The sequence below is a fragment of the Rhodococcus sp. BUPNP1 genome, from assembly GCF_002215235.1.
In the GTDB taxonomy this organism is placed as follows: Bacteria; Actinomycetota; Actinomycetes; order Mycobacteriales; family Mycobacteriaceae; genus Rhodococcus.
The window spans coordinates 1-19,182 of record NZ_NERM01000029.1; the positions used below are offsets into that span (position 1 = coordinate 1).

The 19,182-nt window shown below is 67.0% G+C and carries 20 protein-coding genes; 2 read left to right on the top strand and 18 right to left on the bottom strand.

All coding sequences use genetic code 11. From position 1 onward, the window contains the following. Positions 1-418: 418 nt before the first annotated feature. A complete protein-coding gene (gene murA / locus B9C99_RS21670) occupies positions 419-1,699 on the bottom strand; it encodes a UDP-N-acetylglucosamine 1-carboxyvinyltransferase (protein ID WP_088899309.1) in 1,281 nt (426 codons plus the stop codon). Between the two features lie 58 nt (positions 1,700-1,757). Between murA and B9C99_RS21675 the strand changes: the two genes are divergently transcribed. Then, a complete protein-coding gene (locus B9C99_RS21675) occupies positions 1,758-2,330 on the top strand; it encodes a cob(I)yrinic acid a,c-diamide adenosyltransferase (RefSeq protein ID WP_026061187.1) in 573 nt (190 codons plus the stop codon). Positions 2,331-2,340: 10 nt separating this feature from the next. Here B9C99_RS21675 and B9C99_RS21680 read toward each other — a convergent pair whose 3' ends face one another. The 13 genes from B9C99_RS21680 to prmC form a co-directional block, all read right to left on the bottom strand. Further along, entirely contained in the window at positions 2,341-2,775 is a 435-nt protein-coding gene (locus B9C99_RS21680) for a DUF2550 domain-containing protein (protein ID WP_216359318.1), read from the bottom strand. A gap of 39 nt (positions 2,776-2,814) precedes the next feature. Beyond that, positions 2,815-3,183: a F0F1 ATP synthase subunit epsilon gene (locus tag B9C99_RS21685; RefSeq protein WP_006552597.1), complete on the bottom strand. Its 369-nt coding sequence runs from the start codon at positions 3,181-3,183 to the stop codon at positions 2,815-2,817. 6 nt (positions 3,184-3,189) lie between these two features. After that, entirely contained in the window at positions 3,190-4,638 is a 1,449-nt protein-coding gene (gene atpD, locus B9C99_RS21690) for a F0F1 ATP synthase subunit beta (protein WP_016692470.1), read from the bottom strand. Positions 4,639-4,644: 6 nt separating this feature from the next. After that, positions 4,645-5,628: a F0F1 ATP synthase subunit gamma gene (locus B9C99_RS21695; RefSeq protein WP_006552595.1), complete on the bottom strand. Its 984-nt coding sequence runs from the start codon at positions 5,626-5,628 to the stop codon at positions 4,645-4,647. Between the two features lie 48 nt (positions 5,629-5,676). Continuing rightward, positions 5,677-7,320: a F0F1 ATP synthase subunit alpha gene (gene atpA, locus B9C99_RS21700; protein ID WP_016692469.1), complete on the bottom strand. Its 1,644-nt coding sequence runs from the start codon at positions 7,318-7,320 to the stop codon at positions 5,677-5,679. Positions 7,321-7,380: 60 nt separating this feature from the next. Beyond that, positions 7,381-8,196 (bottom strand): F0F1 ATP synthase subunit delta, encoded by an 816-nt coding sequence (locus B9C99_RS21705; protein WP_088899335.1) that lies wholly within the window; start codon positions 8,194-8,196, stop codon positions 7,381-7,383. Between the two features lie 5 nt (positions 8,197-8,201). Further along, positions 8,202-8,762 (bottom strand): F0F1 ATP synthase subunit B, encoded by a 561-nt coding sequence (locus B9C99_RS21710; RefSeq protein ID WP_016693805.1) that lies wholly within the window; start codon positions 8,760-8,762, stop codon positions 8,202-8,204. 13 nt (positions 8,763-8,775) lie between these two features. Further along, positions 8,776-9,024, bottom strand: coding sequence for an ATP synthase F0 subunit C (locus tag B9C99_RS21715; RefSeq protein ID WP_006552591.1), 249 nt, complete (start codon positions 9,022-9,024; stop codon positions 8,776-8,778). A 90-nt stretch (positions 9,025-9,114) separates the two neighbouring features. Further along, positions 9,115-9,813 (bottom strand): F0F1 ATP synthase subunit A, encoded by a 699-nt coding sequence (gene atpB, locus B9C99_RS21720; protein ID WP_006552590.1) that lies wholly within the window; start codon positions 9,811-9,813, stop codon positions 9,115-9,117. Between the two features lie 408 nt (positions 9,814-10,221). Then, positions 10,222-10,701 carry a hypothetical protein gene (locus B9C99_RS21725; RefSeq protein WP_020371189.1) on the bottom strand — a complete coding sequence of 160 codons (480 nt, stop codon included), beginning with the start codon at positions 10,699-10,701 and terminating at the stop codon, positions 10,222-10,224. Between the two features lie 11 nt (positions 10,702-10,712). Continuing rightward, a complete protein-coding gene (locus tag B9C99_RS21730; protein WP_016693802.1) occupies positions 10,713-11,918 on the bottom strand; it encodes an MraY family glycosyltransferase in 1,206 nt (401 codons plus the stop codon). 19 nt (positions 11,919-11,937) lie between these two features. Then, the gene (locus B9C99_RS21735; protein ID WP_016693801.1) at positions 11,938-12,600 is read right to left on the bottom strand and encodes an L-threonylcarbamoyladenylate synthase; all 663 of its coding nucleotides are present in this window, start codon (positions 12,598-12,600) and stop codon (positions 11,938-11,940) included. A 51-nt stretch (positions 12,601-12,651) separates the two neighbouring features. After that, positions 12,652-13,575: a peptide chain release factor N(5)-glutamine methyltransferase gene (gene prmC, locus B9C99_RS21740; RefSeq protein WP_016693800.1), complete on the bottom strand. Its 924-nt coding sequence runs from the start codon at positions 13,573-13,575 to the stop codon at positions 12,652-12,654. A 184-nt stretch (positions 13,576-13,759) separates the two neighbouring features. Between prmC and B9C99_RS21745 the strand changes: the two genes are divergently transcribed. Beyond that, positions 13,760-14,230, top strand: a complete 471-nt coding sequence (locus B9C99_RS21745; RefSeq protein WP_088899310.1) for a hypothetical protein — start codon at positions 13,760-13,762, stop codon at positions 14,228-14,230. A 33-nt stretch (positions 14,231-14,263) separates the two neighbouring features. On the opposite strand, the gene prfA is transcribed toward B9C99_RS21745, so the two are convergent. The 4 genes from prfA to thrB all read right to left on the bottom strand — a co-directional run bounded on the left by prfA (position 14,264) and on the right by thrB (position 19,173). Beyond that, positions 14,264-15,343: a peptide chain release factor 1 gene (gene prfA / locus B9C99_RS21750; RefSeq protein WP_016693798.1), complete on the bottom strand. Its 1,080-nt coding sequence runs from the start codon at positions 15,341-15,343 to the stop codon at positions 14,264-14,266. An 88-nt stretch (positions 15,344-15,431) separates the two neighbouring features. Continuing rightward, positions 15,432-15,665, bottom strand: a complete 234-nt coding sequence (rpmE, locus tag B9C99_RS21755; protein ID WP_006552583.1) for a 50S ribosomal protein L31 — start codon at positions 15,663-15,665, stop codon at positions 15,432-15,434. Between the two features lie 122 nt (positions 15,666-15,787). Beyond that, positions 15,788-17,728: a transcription termination factor Rho gene (rho, locus tag B9C99_RS21760; protein ID WP_216359319.1), complete on the bottom strand. Its 1,941-nt coding sequence runs from the start codon at positions 17,726-17,728 to the stop codon at positions 15,788-15,790. A gap of 515 nt (positions 17,729-18,243) precedes the next feature. After that, positions 18,244-19,173, bottom strand: coding sequence for a homoserine kinase (gene thrB / locus B9C99_RS21765; RefSeq protein ID WP_016693796.1), 930 nt, complete (start codon positions 19,171-19,173; stop codon positions 18,244-18,246). Positions 19,174-19,182 lie beyond the last annotated feature (9 nt).

Here is a 19,182-nt window from a genome sequence, read left to right on the forward strand (position 1 = left end):
TGAAGTGGTCGCACCAAATATTATTTGGCACTGACATTCATCGGCACACTGTTGAGTTCTCAAAGAACACGCACACACCATCGATCCCGAACCTTCCGGTTCGTTCACTCCGGGGTGACTGTTCATCAGGAGGTCTCTTCGACCTCCGGGGCCACCGACCTTACCAGAAGAATCGGGGGCTCGTAACCAAGTTCAGGCGCCTTCGTCCAACCTCGTTGTCCCGTTCCTCTCGGCCCGGGTCGGTGTCCGTGTCGCTCTGACCTGGAATAAGTTACGCGAGGATCAACTGCCTGCCAAATCGCCTGGTCAGAGGGGGTAAGCCTCGAGGAAAGCCCAGGTGGATGTCCGTGAAAGGCGCCGACCGCACCGAAATCGCTTCCGGTGACGCCGGACACAGGCCACGATCAAGGGTTTCTCCCTAGTGCGACAGGAGCCGGCCTTCTTCGACACCCACCCGCTCGATGGTTCCGCCGAGCTCCTGGAGGATCTCGACGAACCGCGGATAACCACGATCGATGTGGTAGACGTCGTGCACTTCCGTGACCCCGTCCGCACACAGGCCGGCGAGCACCAGACCTGCGCCCGCACGGATGTCCGATGCCCACACGGGAGCACTCGACAACTGCTCCACTCCCCGCACGACCGCGTGATGACCGTCGGTGCGGGCGTCCGCTCCGAGACGCACCATCTCCTCGACGAACCGGAACCGCGCTTCGAAGACGTTCTCGGTGATCATCGACGTCCCGTCGGCGATCGCCGCGAGACCGATGGCCATGGGCTGCAGGTCGGTCGGGAATCCCGGATACGGCAGCGTCGCGAAGTTGACGGCACGGGGCCGCTCCTTCTGCACGACATGGAATCCGTCGGCCAACGGCGTGACTTCGGCGCCGGCACTTCGCAATTTGTCCAGCACCAACGCGAGGTGCTTCGGATTGACGCCACGGACGGTGAGGTCGCCCCGCGTCATCGCTGCTGCGATCCCCCATGTGGCCGCGACGATCCGGTCGCCGATGCACCGGTGTTCGGTGGGACGGAGGGACGAGACTCCCGAGACCCGCAGCGTCGTACTGCCCGCTCCGGTGATCCGCGCCCCCATGCGGACGAGCATGTTGCACAGGTCGACGATCTCGGGTTCGCGGGCCGCGTTGTCGATGGTCGTGTCCCCCTTGGCGAGGACCGCGGCCATGAGGATGTTCTCCGTCGCTCCCACCGAGGGGAACGCCAGGCGGATGGTCGCGCCGTGCAGGTCGTCCGCTTCCGCCACGACGCACCCGTGCTCGATCGACGAATGGGCGCCGAGCAGGCGCAGACCCGCCTGGTGCATGTCGAGCGGACGGGAGCCGATGGCGTCGCCGCCGGGCAGCGCCACGATCGCCTTGCGGCAGCGTGCGACCAGCGGGCCGAGTACACAGACGGACGCCCGGAACTGCCGGACGGCCGCGAAGTCGGCGCGGTACTCGGGTTCGGCAGGCGTGGTGATGCGCACGGCGTCGCCTTCGAGTACGACCTCACATCCGAGTCCGCGCAGGACATCGGCCATCAGGGGCACGTCGAGGATGTCGGGGCAGTTGGTGATCGTGGTGGTGCCCTCGGCGAGCAGCGCCGCAGCCATCAACTTGAGGACGCTGTTCTTGGCGCCCCCGACGACGACGTCGCCGGAAAGGCGGTTCCCACCTGTGACAAGAAAGCGTTCACTCACAACGACACAGCGTAACGGGCGTGTCCGTGGGGAGAGCAGAGCCGGTACCGTGACGCTCATGGCAGTCCACTTGACACGGATCTATACCCGCACCGGAGACGACGGAACGACGGGGCTCAGCGACTTCTCGCGCGTCTCGAAGAACGACCCTCGTCTGGTCGCCTACGCCGATTGCGACGAGACCAACGCGGCGATCGGTGTGGCGCTCGCACTGGGAGCGCTCCCGGAACGGCTCGTCCCGGTACTCCGGCAGATCCAGAACGATCTCTTCGATGCCGGCGCGGATCTGTCGACGCCCGTGGTCGAGAACCCGAAGTACCCGCCGCTGCGGATCACCCAGCAGTACATCGACCGGCTCGAGGGCTGGTGCGACGAGTTCAACGAGGAGCTGGAACCGCTCAACTCGTTCATTCTTCCGGGCGGCACGCCGGGGGCTGCTCTGTTGCACACCGCCAGGACGGTGGCACGACGTGCGGAACGGTCGGCGTGGGCGGCGGTGGACGCGGCTCCGGACGACACGAACGTCCTGCCGGCGAAGTACCTGAACCGGCTCTCGGATCTGCTGTTCATCCTGTGCCGGATCGCGAACCCGGACGGCGACGTGCTGTGGAAGCCGGGAGCGGGCGCGTGAGGAAGTCCCTCTAGAGGGGGCGGCGGCGCTGCGACCGGCCGTCGGGCCTGGATTCGACCCAGGACATGAAGGCCATCAAAGCGCCGCTGTCGAGCGCGATCTCGTAGGAGTCGTCGCGGTCGATCACATCGAGGATCACGATGTCCTCGGTCATGATGTCGAATTCACTGCCTTCCGGCTTGCGTCGCGAACGCACATCGATGCCCTGACGGGTCAGTCGTACGTCGGGTCCGGGCCGAAGGCTCGAAAGCTTGTAGAACGCGAGTGTCTCGTCGCCGTACCGAACGATTCCATGCCTCCAGCCGGAACCCTCGTTCTGAGGCATCACTCGCAGAATGGCGGCGGTACCCCCGCCGCGCAGGGCGAAGAGGCGGTACAACAAAGCCGCGACGGAGACCGCGAGCAGCACCACAAGGATATTGAGAATCAGAAATCCAGGTGACACTGCTCGTCGGCTCCGTCGCGGCTTCTCGTTGTTCGACGATCAGGCTCGTTCGACAGCCCGCAGGCGGCCGCGGGCCGCTGCGATCTCCGACTCGTCACGATCTGCATCGTTCAGAGTCGACTTGGCTGCCTCGACGTCGATGTCCTCCACGCGGTCGGCGGCTTCGGCGAGCACCGTCACCGTCGTCGCGGTCACCGAGAGGAATCCGCCATGGACGGCCATGACGATCCGCTCACCGTCCGCCGTCCTGACGGACACGACGCCACCCTCGACGAGCTGGCCGAGCACGGGCTCGTGACCGGGCATGATGCCGATCTCGCCCTCGGTGGTCTGGGCGGTGACGAGAGTCGCCGATCCGGACCACACACGCTCCTCGACGGCAACGATGTCCACGCTCATCTCAGCCACGGTGGCCTACTTTCCGGCGATCTTCTTGGCTGCAGCCTCGACGTCGTCGAGTCCACCGCAGCTGTTGAACGCCTGCTCGGGCAGGTGGTCGAACTCGCCCTTGCACACGCGGTCGAAGGCCTCGATGGTGTCGGCGAGCGGCACGACCGAACCCGGCTGACCCGTGAACTTCTCGGCGACGATGAAGTTCTGGCCGAGGAACTTCTGGAGACGACGGGCACGGGCGACCGTGACCTTGTCCTCTTCGGAGAGCTCGTCCATACCGAGGATGGCGATGATGTCCTGCAGTTCCTTGTACTTCTGCAGGATGCGCTTGACCTCGTTGGCCACCCGGAAGTGATCGGCACCGACGATGCCCGGCTCGAGGATTCGCGAGGTCGACGTCAGCGGGTCCACAGCGGGGTAGATACCCATCTGCGAGATGGGACGCGAGAGCTCGGTGGTCGCATCGAGGTGAGCGAACGTCGTGGCCGGCGCGGGGTCGGTGTAGTCGTCGGCGGGCACGTAGATCGCCTGCAGCGAGGTGATCGAACGGCCACGCGTCGAGGTGATGCGCTCCTGGAGCTCACCCATCTCGTCCGCGAGCGTGGGCTGGTAACCCACGGCCGACGGCATACGACCGAGGAGGGTCGAAACCTCCGAGCCGGCCTGCGTGAAGCGGAAGATGTTGTCGATGAACAGGAGCACGTCCTGTCCCTGGACGTCGCGGAAGTACTCCGCCATCGTCAGGGCCGACAGGGCGACGCGCATACGCGTTCCCGGCGGCTCGTCCATCTGACCGAAGACAAGGGCGGTGTCCTGGAGGACGCCCATCTCTTCCATCTCGAGGTGGAGGTCGGTGCCCTCACGGGTGCGCTCACCGACGCCGGCGAACACCGACGTACCGGAGAACTCACGCGCGATACGGGTGATCATCTCCTGGATCAGAACGGTCTTGCCGACACCGGCACCACCGAACAGACCGATCTTGCCGCCCTTCACGTACGGGGTCAGCAGGTCGATGACCTTGATGCCGGTCTCGAGGATCTCGGTCTTGCCCTCGAGCTGGTCGAAGGCCGGGGGCTTGCGGTGGATGCCCCACTGCTCGCCGTCGCGGCCGGTGCCCGGCGCGTCGAGGCAGTCGCCCAGCGCGTTGAACACGTGGCCCTTGACGACGTCGCCGACGGGAACCGAGATCGGCTTGCCGGTGTCGCTGACGGGGGCGCCACGCACCAGGCCGTCGGTGGGCTGCATCGAGATCGTGCGGACCAGGTTGTCACCCAGGTGCTGCGCGACCTCGAGGGTCAGGGTCTTCGCCACGGACGGCAGAGTGACCTCTGCGTGCAGGGCGTTGAACAGCTCGGGCACGGCGCCACGCGGGAATTCCACGTCGACGACGGCGCCGATGACGCGGACGACGCGCCCGGCAAGGGCCGACGCCGCACCGGCGTTGTTGTCGGTTACTGCTGCGGTCATTGTGGTTCAGTCACTTCCTGCACTCGAGGCGAGCGCACCGGCACCGCCGACGATCTCGCTGATTTCCTGGGTGATCTGGGCCTGGCGGGCCTGGTTCGCCTGACGGCTGAGGGTGTTCACCAGTTCCGTGGCGTTGTCCGTCGCGGCCTTCATGGCGGTACGACGGGCTGCCGACTCGGAGGCCGCCGCGTCCAGCAGCGACGCGTAGATGCGCGTGCTGATGTACTTCGGCAGGAGAGCCTCGAGCAGAACTCCGGCCTCCGGCTCGAAGTTGTACACGGCCTGCGGTCCCTCGTTGTCCGTGGCGCGGCGTCCGTCGGTGAGCATGTCCTCGCCGAGGTCGATCTCGTCCTCGGTGATGCTCACCTCGAGCGGAGCCATCCTGCGAACCTGGGGGGTCTGGGTCAGCATCGACACGAAGCGGGTGTAGACGATGTGCAGTTCGTCGACGCCCTCGATGGTGCCCTCGCCGTTCGGGGCGGGCACCTCGGTGCCCGAACCCGCCATGAACAGTTCGACCAGGTGACGGCTCGCCTTCGCGGCGTCCGTGTAACGGGGGTCCTGCGAGAAGCCCGTCCAGGCAGCGGCCACTTCACGCTCACGGAACGTGTAGTAGCCGAGGCCCTTGCCGCCCATCACGTACAGCACAGGCTCCTTGCCCTCGCTGAGGAGCAGCTGACGCAGCTCCTCGGCTTCCTTGAGGACGTTGGAGTTGTAACCGCCGGCCATACCGCGGTCGCTGGTCACGACCAGCACTGCGGCACGCTTGGGGTTCTCGCGCTCGTTGAGCAGGGGGTGATCCAACGAGGCCGACGCACTCGCCAGCTCGGAGAGCACCTTGGTGATCTCCTCGGCGTACGGCTTGGACGCTGCCACTCGGGCCTGGGCCTTCGTGATACGCGACGTCGCGATCAGTTCCTGCGCCTTGGTGATCTTCTTGGTCGAGTTGACCGACTTGATCCGCGAGCGCAGTTCGCGCAAGTTCGCCATTCGTCGATCACACTCCCTTCACTGGACGCTGGGTCATGGACTCCCCGCTCACTTGCGAACGGTGGTGCGCTTGACGGAGACCTGCTCCTGCTGGACCTCGTCGGCACCGAGGGCCTCGGCCTCTGCCTCGTTCACGACACGGCTGCCGTCGGAGGCGATGAAGCCCTCCTTGAACTTGGCGGTCGCGGCGGTGAGAGCCTCGATCGACTCGTCGGACAGGGCCTTGCCACCGGCGATCTGCTCGTAGACGCCTGCGGCGTTGCGGTGCAGATCCTCGAGGAGCTCGGTCTCGAAGCGACGCACGTCCTCGACCGGAACCGAGTCGAAGACACCTTCGCCGGCGAGGTAGATCGACACGATCTGGTCCTCGACCGCGATGGGCGCGTACTGGTCCTGCTTGAGGAGCTCGACGAGACGCTGACCGCGCTCGAGCTGAGCCTTCGAAGCGGCGTCGAGGTCGGAGGCGAAGGCGGCGAAGCCTTCGAGCTCACGGAACTGCGCGAGCTCGAGGCGCAGCGAACCGGAGACCTTCTTCATGCCCTTGGTCTGGGCGGCGCCACCGACTCGGGAAACCGAGATACCGACGTTGATGGCGGGGCGGACACCCTTGTTGAACAGGTCGGACTCGAGGAAGACCTGGCCGTCGGTGATGGAGATGACATTGGTCGGGATGTAGGCCGACACGTCGTTCGCCTTGGTCTCGATGATCGGCAGGGCCGTCAGCGAGCCGCCACCGAGCTCGTCGGAGAGCTTGGCGGAGCGCTCCAGCAGACGCGAGTGCAGGTAGAACACGTCGCCGGGGTATGCCTCGCGGCCCGGCGGACGACGCAGCAGCAGCGAGATGGCGCGGTAGGCCTCGGCCTGCTTGGTCAGGTCGTCGAACACGATGAGGACGTGCTTGCCCTGGTACATCCAGTGCTGGCCGAGGGCCGAACCGGTGTAGGGGGCGAGCCACTTGAAACCGGCGGAGTCGGAGGCCGGAGCCGCGACGATGGTGGTGTACTCCATCGCGCCGTTCTCCTCGAGTGCCTGCTTGACACCCGCGATGGTCGAGCCCTTCTGGCCGATCGCGACGTAGATGCAGCGGACCTGCTGCTTCGGGTCGCCGGTCTCCCAGTTCGCCTTCTGGTTCAGGATCGCGTCGATGCAGACCGCGGTCTTGCCCGTCTTGCGGTCGCCGATCACGAGCTGACGCTGGCCGCGGCCGATCGGGGTCATCGCGTCGATGGCCTTGATGCCGGTCTGCAGCGGTTCCTCGACCGGCTGGCGCTCCAGCACGGTCGCGGCCTGCAGCTCGAGGGCGCGGGTCTCATCGGCTTCGATGTCGCCGAGACCGTCGATCGGCTGACCGAGCGGGTTCACGACGCGACCGAGGAAGTTGTCGCTCACCGGCACCGACAGGACGTCGCCGGTCCGCTTGACTTCCTGGCCTTCTTCGATGGTCTGGAAGTCGCCCAGGATAACGGCACCGATCTCGGTGGCCTCGAGGTTGAGGGCCACGCCGAGGACGCCACCGGGGAACTCCAGCAGCTCGTTCGCCATCGCCGACGGCAGACCGCTGATGTGCGCGATGCCGTCACTGGTGTCGACGACCACGCCGACCTCCTCGCGGGAGGCCTCCGGGGAGTAGCTCGCGGTGTAATTGTCAATCGCGCTACGGATCTCGTCGGAGGAGATCGTCAGCTCCGCCATGTTCTTCCTGCTCTCGGTATCTGGTCTTCGAAAAGATCTATGTGTGTGTTCGGTAGTGGACTACGTGAGGCTCTTGCGCACTGCAGCGAGTCGACCCGCGGCACTACCGTCGATGACCTCGTCGCCCACCCGGACGACCAATCCACTGAGAAGCTCGGGATCGACCTCGACGTGCACCGTCACAGGCTTCCCGTAGATGCGGGTCAGGGTCGCGGTGAGCCGCTCCTCCTGCTTCGCATCGAGCGGTGCCGCACTGCGGACGTGCGCGACGGCACGGTCCCGCTGGGCCGCGGCGAGCGCCGACAACTCGTCGAACGTCTCGGCCGGCGACTTGCTCAGCCGACCGACCGCGTGGACCGCCAGCGCCTCGGTGACCGCGGTCACCTTGCCGTAGAGCAGGCGCGTCAGCAGATCGCGCTTGGCCGAAGCCGGGGTGCTGCGATCCGAGAGCGTCTGCTCGAGCTCGGGGTCGCCGGCCACGATGCGACCGAGGCGGAACAGTTCGTCCTCGACGGTGTCGAGCTGGTCCTGGTCCGCTGCGGCCTTCAGCAGTGCCTCACGGCCGAGCTGGACGAGCGAGCCGGTCAGGTCGGACTGTGCCGACCAGTCCTGCCCCGCTGCGGCCTTGACGGTCGCGAGGGTCTGGGCCGAAACCTTGCCGCCGAAGACCTGCTCGGCCAGCCGCTCGCGAACGGCAGCCGGGGCCGAGGCGTCGGCCAGCGCGGTCCGGAGAGCCCGCTGGCTGTCGAGCGCCTCGACCACCGAGAAGAGTTCGGAACCGGCCTGAGCCGCAGCGGCAGTCGCGGCACCCGAGCCCAGGGCGGACTGCAACGCGGAACGCGTATGAGCGAGTGCCTCACGGCTTGCTGCGTACATGGTGCTCACTTTCCGGATGCAGAGTCAGCGCTGAGGGAGTCGAGTTCGTCGAGGAACCGATCGATCGAGCCGGCACGCTTCACGTCGTCCGCGAGCGCTTCGCCGAGGATCTTCTCGGCGAGATCCACGGAGCTGCGTCCGAGATCGCTACGCAGCTCGGCCACGATCTGCTGGCGCTGGGCCTGCAGCTGGTTGTGACCGGCGGCGACGATACGGTCGCTCTCCTCCTGGGCCTGCGCCTTCATGTCGGCGATGATCTGCTGGCCCTGTGCACGGGCCTCTTCACGGATCTGCGCCGCCTCGGTGCGGGCCTCGGCGAGCTGGCTACGGTACTGCTCGAGCGCGGCCGCAGCCTCCGCCTGAGCTTCCTCTGCCTTCTTGATGCCGCCTTCGATCAGCTCCGAACGCTCGTCGAGCACCTTCTGGAACATCGGAAGCACGAACTTCCAGAAGACGAATCCGACGAGGATCAGGGCGACCAGCGACCAGACGATGTCGTACGTCGCGGGGAGGAGAGGATTCTGGTCCTCCGCCTCTGCCGCGAGAATCAGGATGCTGTCAGCCATTGTGATCGTCGGATCAGAAGATGAAGCCGGCGACGATGCCGATCAGCGCGAGGGCCTCGGTGAATGCGATACCGAGGAACATCGTGGTGCGCAGCTGGCCGGCCATCTCGGGCTGACGAGCCATGCCCTCGATCGCCTTGCCGACGACGATGCCGATGCCGATGCCGGGGCCGATGGCGGCGAGGCCGTAGCCGATGGCGCCTGCACCCGAGATCGTGGTCTCCTGGGCGAGGACGTCTGCTGCCTGAAGCGCAACGCTCATTGGTGTTCCATTCCCTTTCTTGTGGCTCGGCCCCGGGAGTCGGCAACCGAGTCAGTCTGTGTGTAGATGTAGGTCGTGCCGTCCGTCGAGCTAGTGCTCTTCGGCGTGCAGGGCCAGATCGATGTACACCGCGGTGAGCAGCGCGAAGATGTAGGCCTGCAGGACGATCACCAGGAGCTCGAAGAAGGTGAACGCGATTCCGCCGATGAGAGAACCGATACCGAACACCTTCATGAAGCCGTCGGAATCGAAGAAGAAGAACTGGGTGGCGCTGAAGAACAGCACGAGCATGATGTGACCGGCCAGCATGTTGGCCATGAGACGAATGGTCAGCGTGAACGGCCGCAGAATGAAGGTCGAGACGAACTCGATCGGGATCACCAGGACGTGGAGAGCCGGCGGCAGGTTCGGGATGACGATGCTGCTCTTGACGTAACGGAAGAATCCGTACTTCTTGATGCCCACGTAGTTGAAGACGATGTAGGCCAGTGCCGCGAGCACGATCGGCATACCGATTCGTGCGTTGGACGAGATGTTGAGGAACGGGATGACCGAGGTCAGGTTCAGACCGACCACCAGGAAGAAGATAGTGACGATCACCGGGAGGAACCGGCGTCCCTGTTCCTTACCGAGGATGTCCTCGGCGATGTGGATCCGGACGAAGTCGAGCATGATCTCGGCGACGTTCTGCACGCCCCGCGGCACGATCTTCGGACTCCGCAGTGCGAAGAAGAAGAACAGCGCAACGATCAGGGCGACGGCGACGCGGATGAGCATCAGCCGGTCCATCTCGAAGGGGGTGCCTTCGAACAGGACTGCCGGTGGGAAAAAATCAGCTAGTGACGGCGCGTGGAATTCTCCGGCTGCCAAGGTGGTGACGCTCAGCGCTCTCTCCCGTAGTCGGCCGCAGGCATGCCGTCTGCGGTTCGATCGGACATTGACGATCCTGAAGTCGACCAGGTCGGCTCGCGTATTCGCCAGTGGTCCGAACCGAGTGAACGGTCCCGCTTCCTGCCGGTGTCGGCGACTCTCGTCGACTCGGCGGCCATTTGAACACGACCGCCTACGAAGTCACAACTGCGCACCCTCTTCAAACCCGATGCGTGCAGCGTCACTCTCGTAGAACTCACCCTACCAACTGCTCTACGACAGTGCGTAGGTGGGTTCCTACGTGGGGGTTATGGACAAGCGGCACTACTACCGATCGTCGTTGTCGGATCCGGACGACGCCTGGGGATCCACGTACAGCGCGCGCTGCGAGAGCACGCCGTAGGTCTCGGCCCCCAGAACGATGACCAGGGCGAACACGATCGTGAGGACGAGTGCGTTGCGGTTGTAGAAGTCGAGCGAGTCGAGCGAACCCATCACGACGATGGCGAGGATCAGTTTCAGCAGCCACGTGCCGAGAAGTACTGCTCCGGCGGTCATCGCCGGCAACTTCGACGTCAGGAGAACGCCGAGTGCGGTGAAGAGGATGAAACCTCCGCCGACGGCCGCTCCGATGAGCGCACCCCACAGGCCGGGCATCCCGGCGACGAGCACCGAGACCACCGACGCCACGACGGCGAGCGCGAGAAGACCGAGGGCGCCGTACCGCACGGCCGCGCGCATCGGTGCGATCGGGTCGGGCAGCGAGGGCAGACCGTGGTCGGGTTCGGGATGATCCGGGTTCGTCACGATATCCGAGCCTAACCGACCTCTCGGGAGTGCTCCGGTGGCGTCTCCCCCGACTCGTCGTGCCGCCGTAGCGACGGCACGGCGGTCACGACGAGGGCGAACACGAGACCGCCCGCGAGGATCAACACCACCGCCCGCCGATCGAGCAGCGAGGAACCGACGGCTCCGAAGGCCAGGATGCCGACCCACAGGTAGAGCAGCAGCACCACGCGACGGTGCGAGTGCCCGATCTGCAGCAGGCGGTGGTGGAGGTGCATCTTGTCGGGGCTGAACGGGCTGACGCCGGCCCGGGTGCGCCGCACGATCGCGAGGAGCAGGTCGAGGATCGGGATGAACATCACGGCACCGACCAGGATCAGCGGCGAGAGCAGACCGAGCAGGTCGCGCGAACCGTAGGCGCTGAGCGGGATGAGGCCCGAGGCGCTCGTGGAGATCGCGGCGAGCATGAGACCGATGAGCATGGACCCGGAGTCGCCCATGAAGATCCTGGCGGGCTGGAAGTTGTGCGGCAGGAAGCCGAGGCAGGCGCCGGCGAGGGCCGCGGCCATGAGGGCCGGCGGGTAGGCGGAGACGTCGCCGCCCTGATCGAGCAGCAGACCCACGGAGAACGCGCAGATCGCGAGTGCGGCGATGAGACCCAGTCCGGCCGCGAGACCGTCGAGCCCGTCGACGAAGTTCATCGCGTTGATCGTCACCGCGGCGACGGCGACGGTGATGAGACCGCCCTGGAGCTGGTCGAGCACGAGTGTCGAGGCACTGAACGGGTCGTAGATGACGATCCAGCTCACGCCCATGATCACGAGCACGCCGGCCGCGGTGACCTGGCCGACGAACTTGGTGAGTGCGTCGAGTCCCCACCGGTCGTCGACGATGCCGACGACGACGATGATCGAGGCCGCGACGAGCGCCGCCCCCATATCCGGGGTGAATTCGAAACCCCTTGTCAGAGCAGGTAATTGCTGAGCGAACACGATTCCCGCGACGAGGCCGATGTACATGCCGACCCCACCCATCCGCGGAGTCGGGGTCACGTGCACGTCGCGGTCGCGGGGCACGGCGACCGCTCCGAACTTCAGCGCGAGGATCCGCACCACACCGGTCGCGAGGAAGGTCACCACCGCGGCGGTGAGCAGGACGAGGAGAAGCTCCCGGATGGGAACGCCGGCGCCGCGCCCGGCCTGGGCGAGCAGTACGGCGGTGGTGTCGGCTGCAGTCACGTGCTCCGTTCCTCCGCCGCTACTCCCCGCCGGACCGAAGGCGCTCGGGATCGTCGCCGAGCACCTCCGCGAGTGCTTCGGCCGTCACCGCACCTTCGCGCAGGATGCGCGGGCGGTCGCCGGTGAGGTCGACGATCGTCGATGCCACCCCGTGCTCGGCGGGGCCACCGTCGAGATAGACACTCGCCGACGCTCCGAGTTGCTCACGCGCCTCGGTGACGTCGGTGGCAGGAGGCCGGCCGGAGACGTTGGCGCTGGAGACCGCGAGCGGACCGACCTCGCGCAGCAGCTCCAGGATGACGGGGTGCAGCGGCATGCGGAGCATGACAGTGCCGCGGGTGTCGCCGAGATCCCAGGCCAGCGACGGCGCCTGGTGCACCACGAGGCTGAGCCCGCCCGGCCAGAACGCGCGGATCAACTCCCGCGCCTCGGGACGCACCGAGGCGACGAGGCCGTCGATGGTCGTCCAGGAGCCGACGAGGACCGGAACCGGCATGTCGCGGCCGCGTCCCTTCGCGCGTAGCAGCGCGGTCACGGCGTCGGAGTCGAACGCATCGGCAGCGATGCCGTACACCGTGTCGGTGGGTACGACGACGAGTCGTCCGGCCTTGAGTGCGCCGCGCGCCGCGTTGAGTCCGGCGGCGCGCGAAGCTTCGTTGTTGCAGTCGTACACGGTGCTCACGCGCTCATCCTTCCACTTCGGCCGCAATCGGCACCGGACGGGTCCTGCCCGTCAGCCGTCCGCCGCAGACCGTACCGACTTCATGCGGTCGGCCTCCACCGCGGTGGGCACACGATGTGCGGTCACGAATCGGGCCTTCCCGGCGAGGTCGGGGTGCCGTACGACGTCGCCGAACACCCGACGCTGCTCGAACAGTTCGGCGACCAGCAGGCTGTGCGTGTCGTCGTGCTCGACCGCTGCCGCTCCCCCGATCCGCAGCCAGCGCGCGATGTTGGAGACCATCGGCCGGATGACGGACAGTCCGTCCGCTCCCCCGAAGAGCGCCGAATGCGGATCGTGTTCGATGACCTCGGGTTCGAGGTCCGCCCCCTCCGGGATGTAGGGCGGGTTGGCGACCACCAGGTCGACACTGCCCTCGAGGTTGGTGAGCAGGGTGCGGTCGGTGACGTCGCCCTGGTACAGCCGGATCGGGGTGTCCCCCTCGTCCGCGCGGGTCTCGGCATTGCGTCGTGCCCACGCAAGGGCCTTCGCCTCGAGCTCGACGGCGTGGACCTCGGCGTCGGGACGCGCATGAGCGATCGCCAGGGCCAGCGCGCCGGATCCGGTGCACAGGTCGAGGACGACCGGGTTGCGGCTGCCGTGGCGTTCGAGGAAGGCCAGCGCCCATCCGAGCAGCAGTTCCGTCTCGGGCCGCGGGACGAACACCCCCGGCCCCACCGCGAGGTCGATCTCCCCCATCGGCGAGGTACCGATGATGTACTGCAGAGGAATTCGCTTCGCCCGCTGTTCGACCATCGACCGGTAGGCGTCGATGGTCGTCGCGTCGACGAGCGGGACCAGACCGAGTCGCCCCCGCTCGATGCCGAGCAGGTGCGCTGCGAGAAGTTCGGCGTCGACCCGGGGACTCGGGACTCCTGCTTCCTCGAGGACCGATGCCGCTTCGATGATGGCCAGGCGCAGAGGTTGACGGCTCACGCCTTACAGCGTGCCACGACCTCGGACCAGCACTACGCCGAGGTAGCCCTCGCATTGCACGCAGAAGTCACGGACCGGACATCGGGGGTGTTTCCGGCAACGTGATTGACAGCACGCCGGTAGGGGCACCCGAACGAGGACCGATACCTTCCGGTCGGTTTCATCGACAGAAAGGGATTGCTTCATGAAGACGCGGACTGTGCGTGGAATCACCGTTCTTGCCGCTGCGGGCGCGACCGCCTTCGCGGCCCCTGCTCTCGCGAGTGCCGAGCCCATCGACTTCCAGCCGATCCCCATCGGATGCCCGGCGGGCATCGGCTCGGTCGACGCGGAGACCGTTCTCGCCGAGGAGGACGCGGAGCCCGGCCAGATCGAGTACGAGATCGAGCAGGAGGGCAGCGGAGGAGGCCAGATCAACTGGCTGAACCTGAGGACGCTGCAGCTGGGCGACGGTGTCCTTCCGGAAGCAATCGACGAGGAGGAGCCTGCGGTCGCCCTCCAGACCGGGGACGGACTCGTCGTCAGCGCAGTCTGGGGCGCCCATCAGAACGCCGACGGTCAGGGTTGCTTCCTGCTGCCGGGCGTCGATCTCACGAATGTTCCGCCGGCAGCGGCACCCGAGGAGAACGAAGACACCGACCCGACGGTGGAGTAGAGCCCCACTCCCCCGCCAGAGCCCGGTTCGCGGTTACTCCGCCGCGAGCCGGGCTTCTCTGTCCGCAGCGCCCAGGGCGTCGAGCAGCGCGTCGAGTTCGCCGTCGAGCACCGCGTCGAGGTTGTGGGACTTGAAGCCGATGCGGTGATCGGTGATCCGGTTCTCCGGGAAGTTGTAGGTGCGGATGCGTTCCGACCGGTCGACGGTCCGGACCTGGCTGGCGCGACCCGCCGATGCCTCGGCCTCGGCCGCCTCTTCCGCCGCCGCCTGCAGGCGCGCCGCGAGGACCTGCATCGCGCGGGCCTTGTTCTGCAGCTGCGAGCGTTCGTTCTGGCAGGTCACCACGATTCCGGTGGGAAGGTGCGTGATGCGCACGGCCGAGTCGGTGGTGTTGACGCCCTGACCACCCTTGCCGGACGACCGGTAGACGTCGATGCGCAGGTCGCCCTCGTCGATCTGCACTTGCTCGACCTCGTCGGGCTCGGGATAGACGAACACCCCGGCCGCGGAGGTGTGCACGCGTCCCTGCGACTCGGTGACGGGCACACGCTGGACACGGTGCACGCCGCCTTCGAACTTCAGACGGGACCACACGCCGTCGCGCACGTCGGTCCGCGACTTGATCGACAGCGTGACGTCCTTGTAGCCGCCGAGATCGGAGTAGGTGGCACCGAGAACCTCGACGCGCCAACCGGCACGTTCGGCGTAGCGCGTGTACATCCGGGCGAGATCACCGGCGAACAGAGCGGACTCCTCGCCGCCCTCACCGGACTTGACCTCGAGGACCACGTCGTCGCTGTCGTGCGGGTCGCGGGGCGCGAGCAGGTCGGTCAGCGAACGGTCGAGCTCGGCGACCTGCGCCTCGAGGTCGTCGACCTCGGACGCGAACGACGAGTCGTCGGCGGCGAGTTCGCGCGCCGCCTCGAGATCCTCGCGGGCCTGCTTCAGAGCGTTGTAGGTCGACATCACGGGGGCGAGCTCCGCGAACCGCTTACCCACCCGACGCGCTGCCGCAGGATCGTCGTGCAGCGACGGGTCGGACAGCTGCTGCTCCAGACCCGCGTGTTCGGCCAGGATGTCGTCGATGGCCGACGGCTTGGTCTGCCCCGCCATGAGTGTGCTCCGCTCTGATTTCGATCCTTGCAATGAAAAAGCCGACGCCCGGCCTGCACGAGGGCAGTACCGGGCGTCGGCGTGACAGCTAGCTGTCGGAAGCGGCCTTCTTCGGCGCACGCTTGCCGTAGCGAGCCTCGAAGCGCGCGACGCGTCCACCGGTGTCGAGGATCTTCTGCTTGCCGGTGTAGAACGGGTGGCAGTTGGAGCAGACTTCGACGTTGATACGTCCCGACTCCTTGGTGCTGCGCGTCTCGAACGTGTTACCGCAACCGCAGACGACGGTCGTCGTCACGTAGTTGGGGTGGATTCCTGCCTTCATGGTGTCCCTTTCGTGGCCGCCGGGTCGCCTTCGCGGGTCGAAGACGTGAACCGGAGCCGGACTGAGCCTGTCGATTATGCCAAACGTAGGGCCCCGGGAAGAAATTCCCCGGGGCGCCGACGTCAGTCGTCGAGTGCCCCCGGTGCGGTCTTCGCCACATTCATGAGGAACTCGATGTTCGTCTTGGACTTCTTGAGCCGATCGATGAGCAGATCGATCGCCTGGTGCGAATCGAGGCCCGAGAGCACGCGGCGCAGCTTGTGCACCACGGCGAACTCGTCGGGGCTCATGAGCAGCTCGTCCTTGCGGGTACCGGACGGGTTGACGTCGACCGCCGGGAACACGCGTCGCTCGGCGATCTTCCGGTCGAGCTTGAGCTCGGCGTTACCCGTGCCCTTGAACTCCTCGAAGATCACAGTGTCGCCGGTGGAACCGGTCTCGACCATCGCGGTGGCGATGATCGTGAGCGATCCGCCGTTCTCGATGTTGCGGGCAGCACCGAGGAAACGCTTCGGCGGGTACAGCGCGGTCGAGTCGACACCACCGGAGAGGATGCGTCCGGATGCCGGCGACGAGTTGTTGTACGCGCGGCCGAGACGGGTGATGGAGTCGAGAAGCACCACGACGTCCTGGCCCATCTCCACGAGGCGCTTCGCACGCTCGATGGCGAGCTCGGCGACCGAGGTGTGATCCGACGGCGGCCGGTCGAAGGTCGAGGCGATGACCTCGCCCTTCACCGAACGCTGCATGTCGGTGACCTCTTCGGGACGCTCGTCGACGAGCACGACCATCAGGTAGCACTCGGGGTTGTTGACGGCGATCGCGTTCGCGATGTCCTGGAGGACCGTGGTCTTACCGGCCTTCGGCGGCGACACGATCAGCGCGCGCTGACCCTTACCGATCGGCATGACCAGGTCGATCACGCGCGTGGTGAGGATGTTCGGCTGGGTCTCGAGCCGCAGACGCTGGTTGGGGTACAGCGGCGTGAGCTTGTTGAACTCGGGGCGGCGCTTGGCCGAATCCACATCGCGGCCGTTGACCGTGTCGAGGCGGACCAGCGGGTTGAACTTCTGACGCTGGTTGCTCTGCTCGCCCTCGCGGGGAACACGCACGGCGCCGGTGATGGCGTCGCCGCGACGCAGGCCGTTCTTGCGCACCATGTTCATCGAGACGTACACGTCGTTCGGGCCGGCGAGGTATCCGGACGTGCGGACGAACGCGTAGTTGTCGAGGACGTCGAGGATTCCGGCGACCGGCTGCAGGACGTCGTCCTCGCGGATCTCGGGCTCGCGCGAGTCCGAACCGCTCTCGCCGCGGTCGCGTCCACGACGACGCTCACGGAAGCGACGACCCCGGCGTCCGCGGCCGCCTTCCTCGTCGTCTCCCCCACGGTTGTCCTGGCCCTGGCGCGGACCCTGGTTACCGCCGTCGCGATCGCCACCGTCCTGGTTGCGGTCGCTCTGGTTGCGGTCGCGGCGCGAGGAGCCGTCGCCGGAGTTGCGGTCCTGGCCACGCTCGCGCTGCAAGTCGCGATCCTGGCCCTTGTCGCGCTGCGAGTCGCGATCCTGGCGACCGTCCTCGGACGCGTCGGCGCCCTCGGTCTGCTGGTTCTGGTCGGCGTTGTCGCCACCGCGGCGTCCGCGACGGCCACGGCCGCGACGGTTCCCGTCGGATTCGTTGTCGCCGCTGGAGGTCTGGCCGCCCTGCGGCTTCTCCTGCGAGCCCTCGTCGCCGGACTTCACGTCGGCCTTCTGCTCGGCCGGCGCGGCGTCGGCCTTCTGCTCGGGCGCGGCGGTCTCGTCGGCGGCGGCCCGGCCACGGCGACCGCGGGTGCCACGCGAGGGCGCTCCCTCGGGCTTGTCGGCCGTCTCGGTCTTCGCTGCTGCTTCGGCCTTCTCGGGGGCAGCCGTCTTCTCGGCGCCGGAGGCAGGCTGCTCGGCAGGTGCGGCGGCGCCGCCTCCCTGCTTCTCCTTGATCGCAGCGATGAGATCACCCTTGCGCATCCCGGAGGTGCCCTTGATTCCGAGCTCGGCGGCAAGAGTCCGCAACTCGGCGAGCACCATGCCCGAAAGGCCTGCTCCGCGGCGACCGCGCGTGGTCGTCCGGCTACCGGCCTCGGGAATGTCGAGTGCAGGTGTAGTGATCAGGTCCGTATCTGTCACGGAGATCCTTCCTTCCCTCGCTCGCTCATGCGCAGCAGAGGGTTCGTCCCGCAGATCAGTTCGTCCACTGAGCTGGGATTTGCCGTACGAGTTCAGGGAAAACGAACGGTCGGCACGTCCGCCACCACACCGAAATCCGGTAGGTGCGGTCTGTCCCCCTCCCGGATCCGGGAGCAGGTGAGGATCGATCCAGGCTCGACGCCCCGATGGAGCTGGAGTGATTGCCCTGGAGAATCCGGCGACTGATACGCACGACGTGCGGACACCCCACAGAATAGCGACGATCTGTACGTAGAGCAAGAATCGCCGTGCCGGATGGGACGTGTGTGTTGCACCACCCGTCGACCCCCATCCGGCCCCGCCCCTCGGGCCCGTCCAGCACCGCCCCTCGGGCCGTCCAGCACCGCGTGTCGGTCTCAGTCGACCTGGACGCCCTCGGCGATCTCGAGGTCGAGCACCGTCAGTTCGTCGGCCTCGGCGGCGGCCCGCAGCTCGTCGGGCAGCGCGGAGGTCGTGAGCGCGAGGACCGTCGGCCCGGCGCCCGAGACGACGGCGGGGATGCCCGCCTCGCGCAGTGCTGCCACCCATTTGGTGGTGAGCGGCAGTGCGGGCGCCCGCTGGGCCTGGTGGAGCAGATCCTGCGTCGCCGGCATCAGCAGTTCGGGGCGCTCGGTGAGCGCGACGACCGCCAGAGCCGCCCGGCTGACGTTGAACGCCGCGTCCCGGTGCGGGACGAGTTCGGGCAGCAGGCCCCGGGTGTGGGCCGTCGACGAACGGACCGACGGGACGAAGGCGTACGCCTTGATGTCCGGGTGCACGCGCAGGTTCACCGCGCGGTAGGTCCGCTGCTCGGAGTCGACCTCGGCCTCGGTCCACGACACCACTGCCCCACCGAGGACGCTCGCGGAGGCGTTGTCGGGATGGCCCTCGAACTCGGAGGCGAGTTGCACGAGCTGCTCGTCGTCGAGGACGCGCTCGGGAGCGATCTTGCGGACGAGCCCGTTGGCCGCCGCCAGTCCTCCCACCGCCGCCGAGGCGGAGGACCCCAGGCCACGCGAGTGCGGGATGACGTTGTGGCACACGACGTCCAGTCCGTCCGCCCACACACCGGCGGCCTCGAGTCCTCGCTCGACGGCACGGACCACGAGGTGCGAGGGTCCCCACGGAACTTCCTGGGCGCCTTCCCCCTCCACCTTCACGTCGAGCCCGGAAGCCGTTGTGGTGACGGTGATCTCGTCGTACAGACCGAGGGCGAGACCCAGGCAGTCGAAGCCGGGGCCCAGATTCGCGCTCGAGGCGGGAACCCGTGCCGTCACCGAAAGCCCCACGGGCAACGTCTGCGTCATGTCCTGATT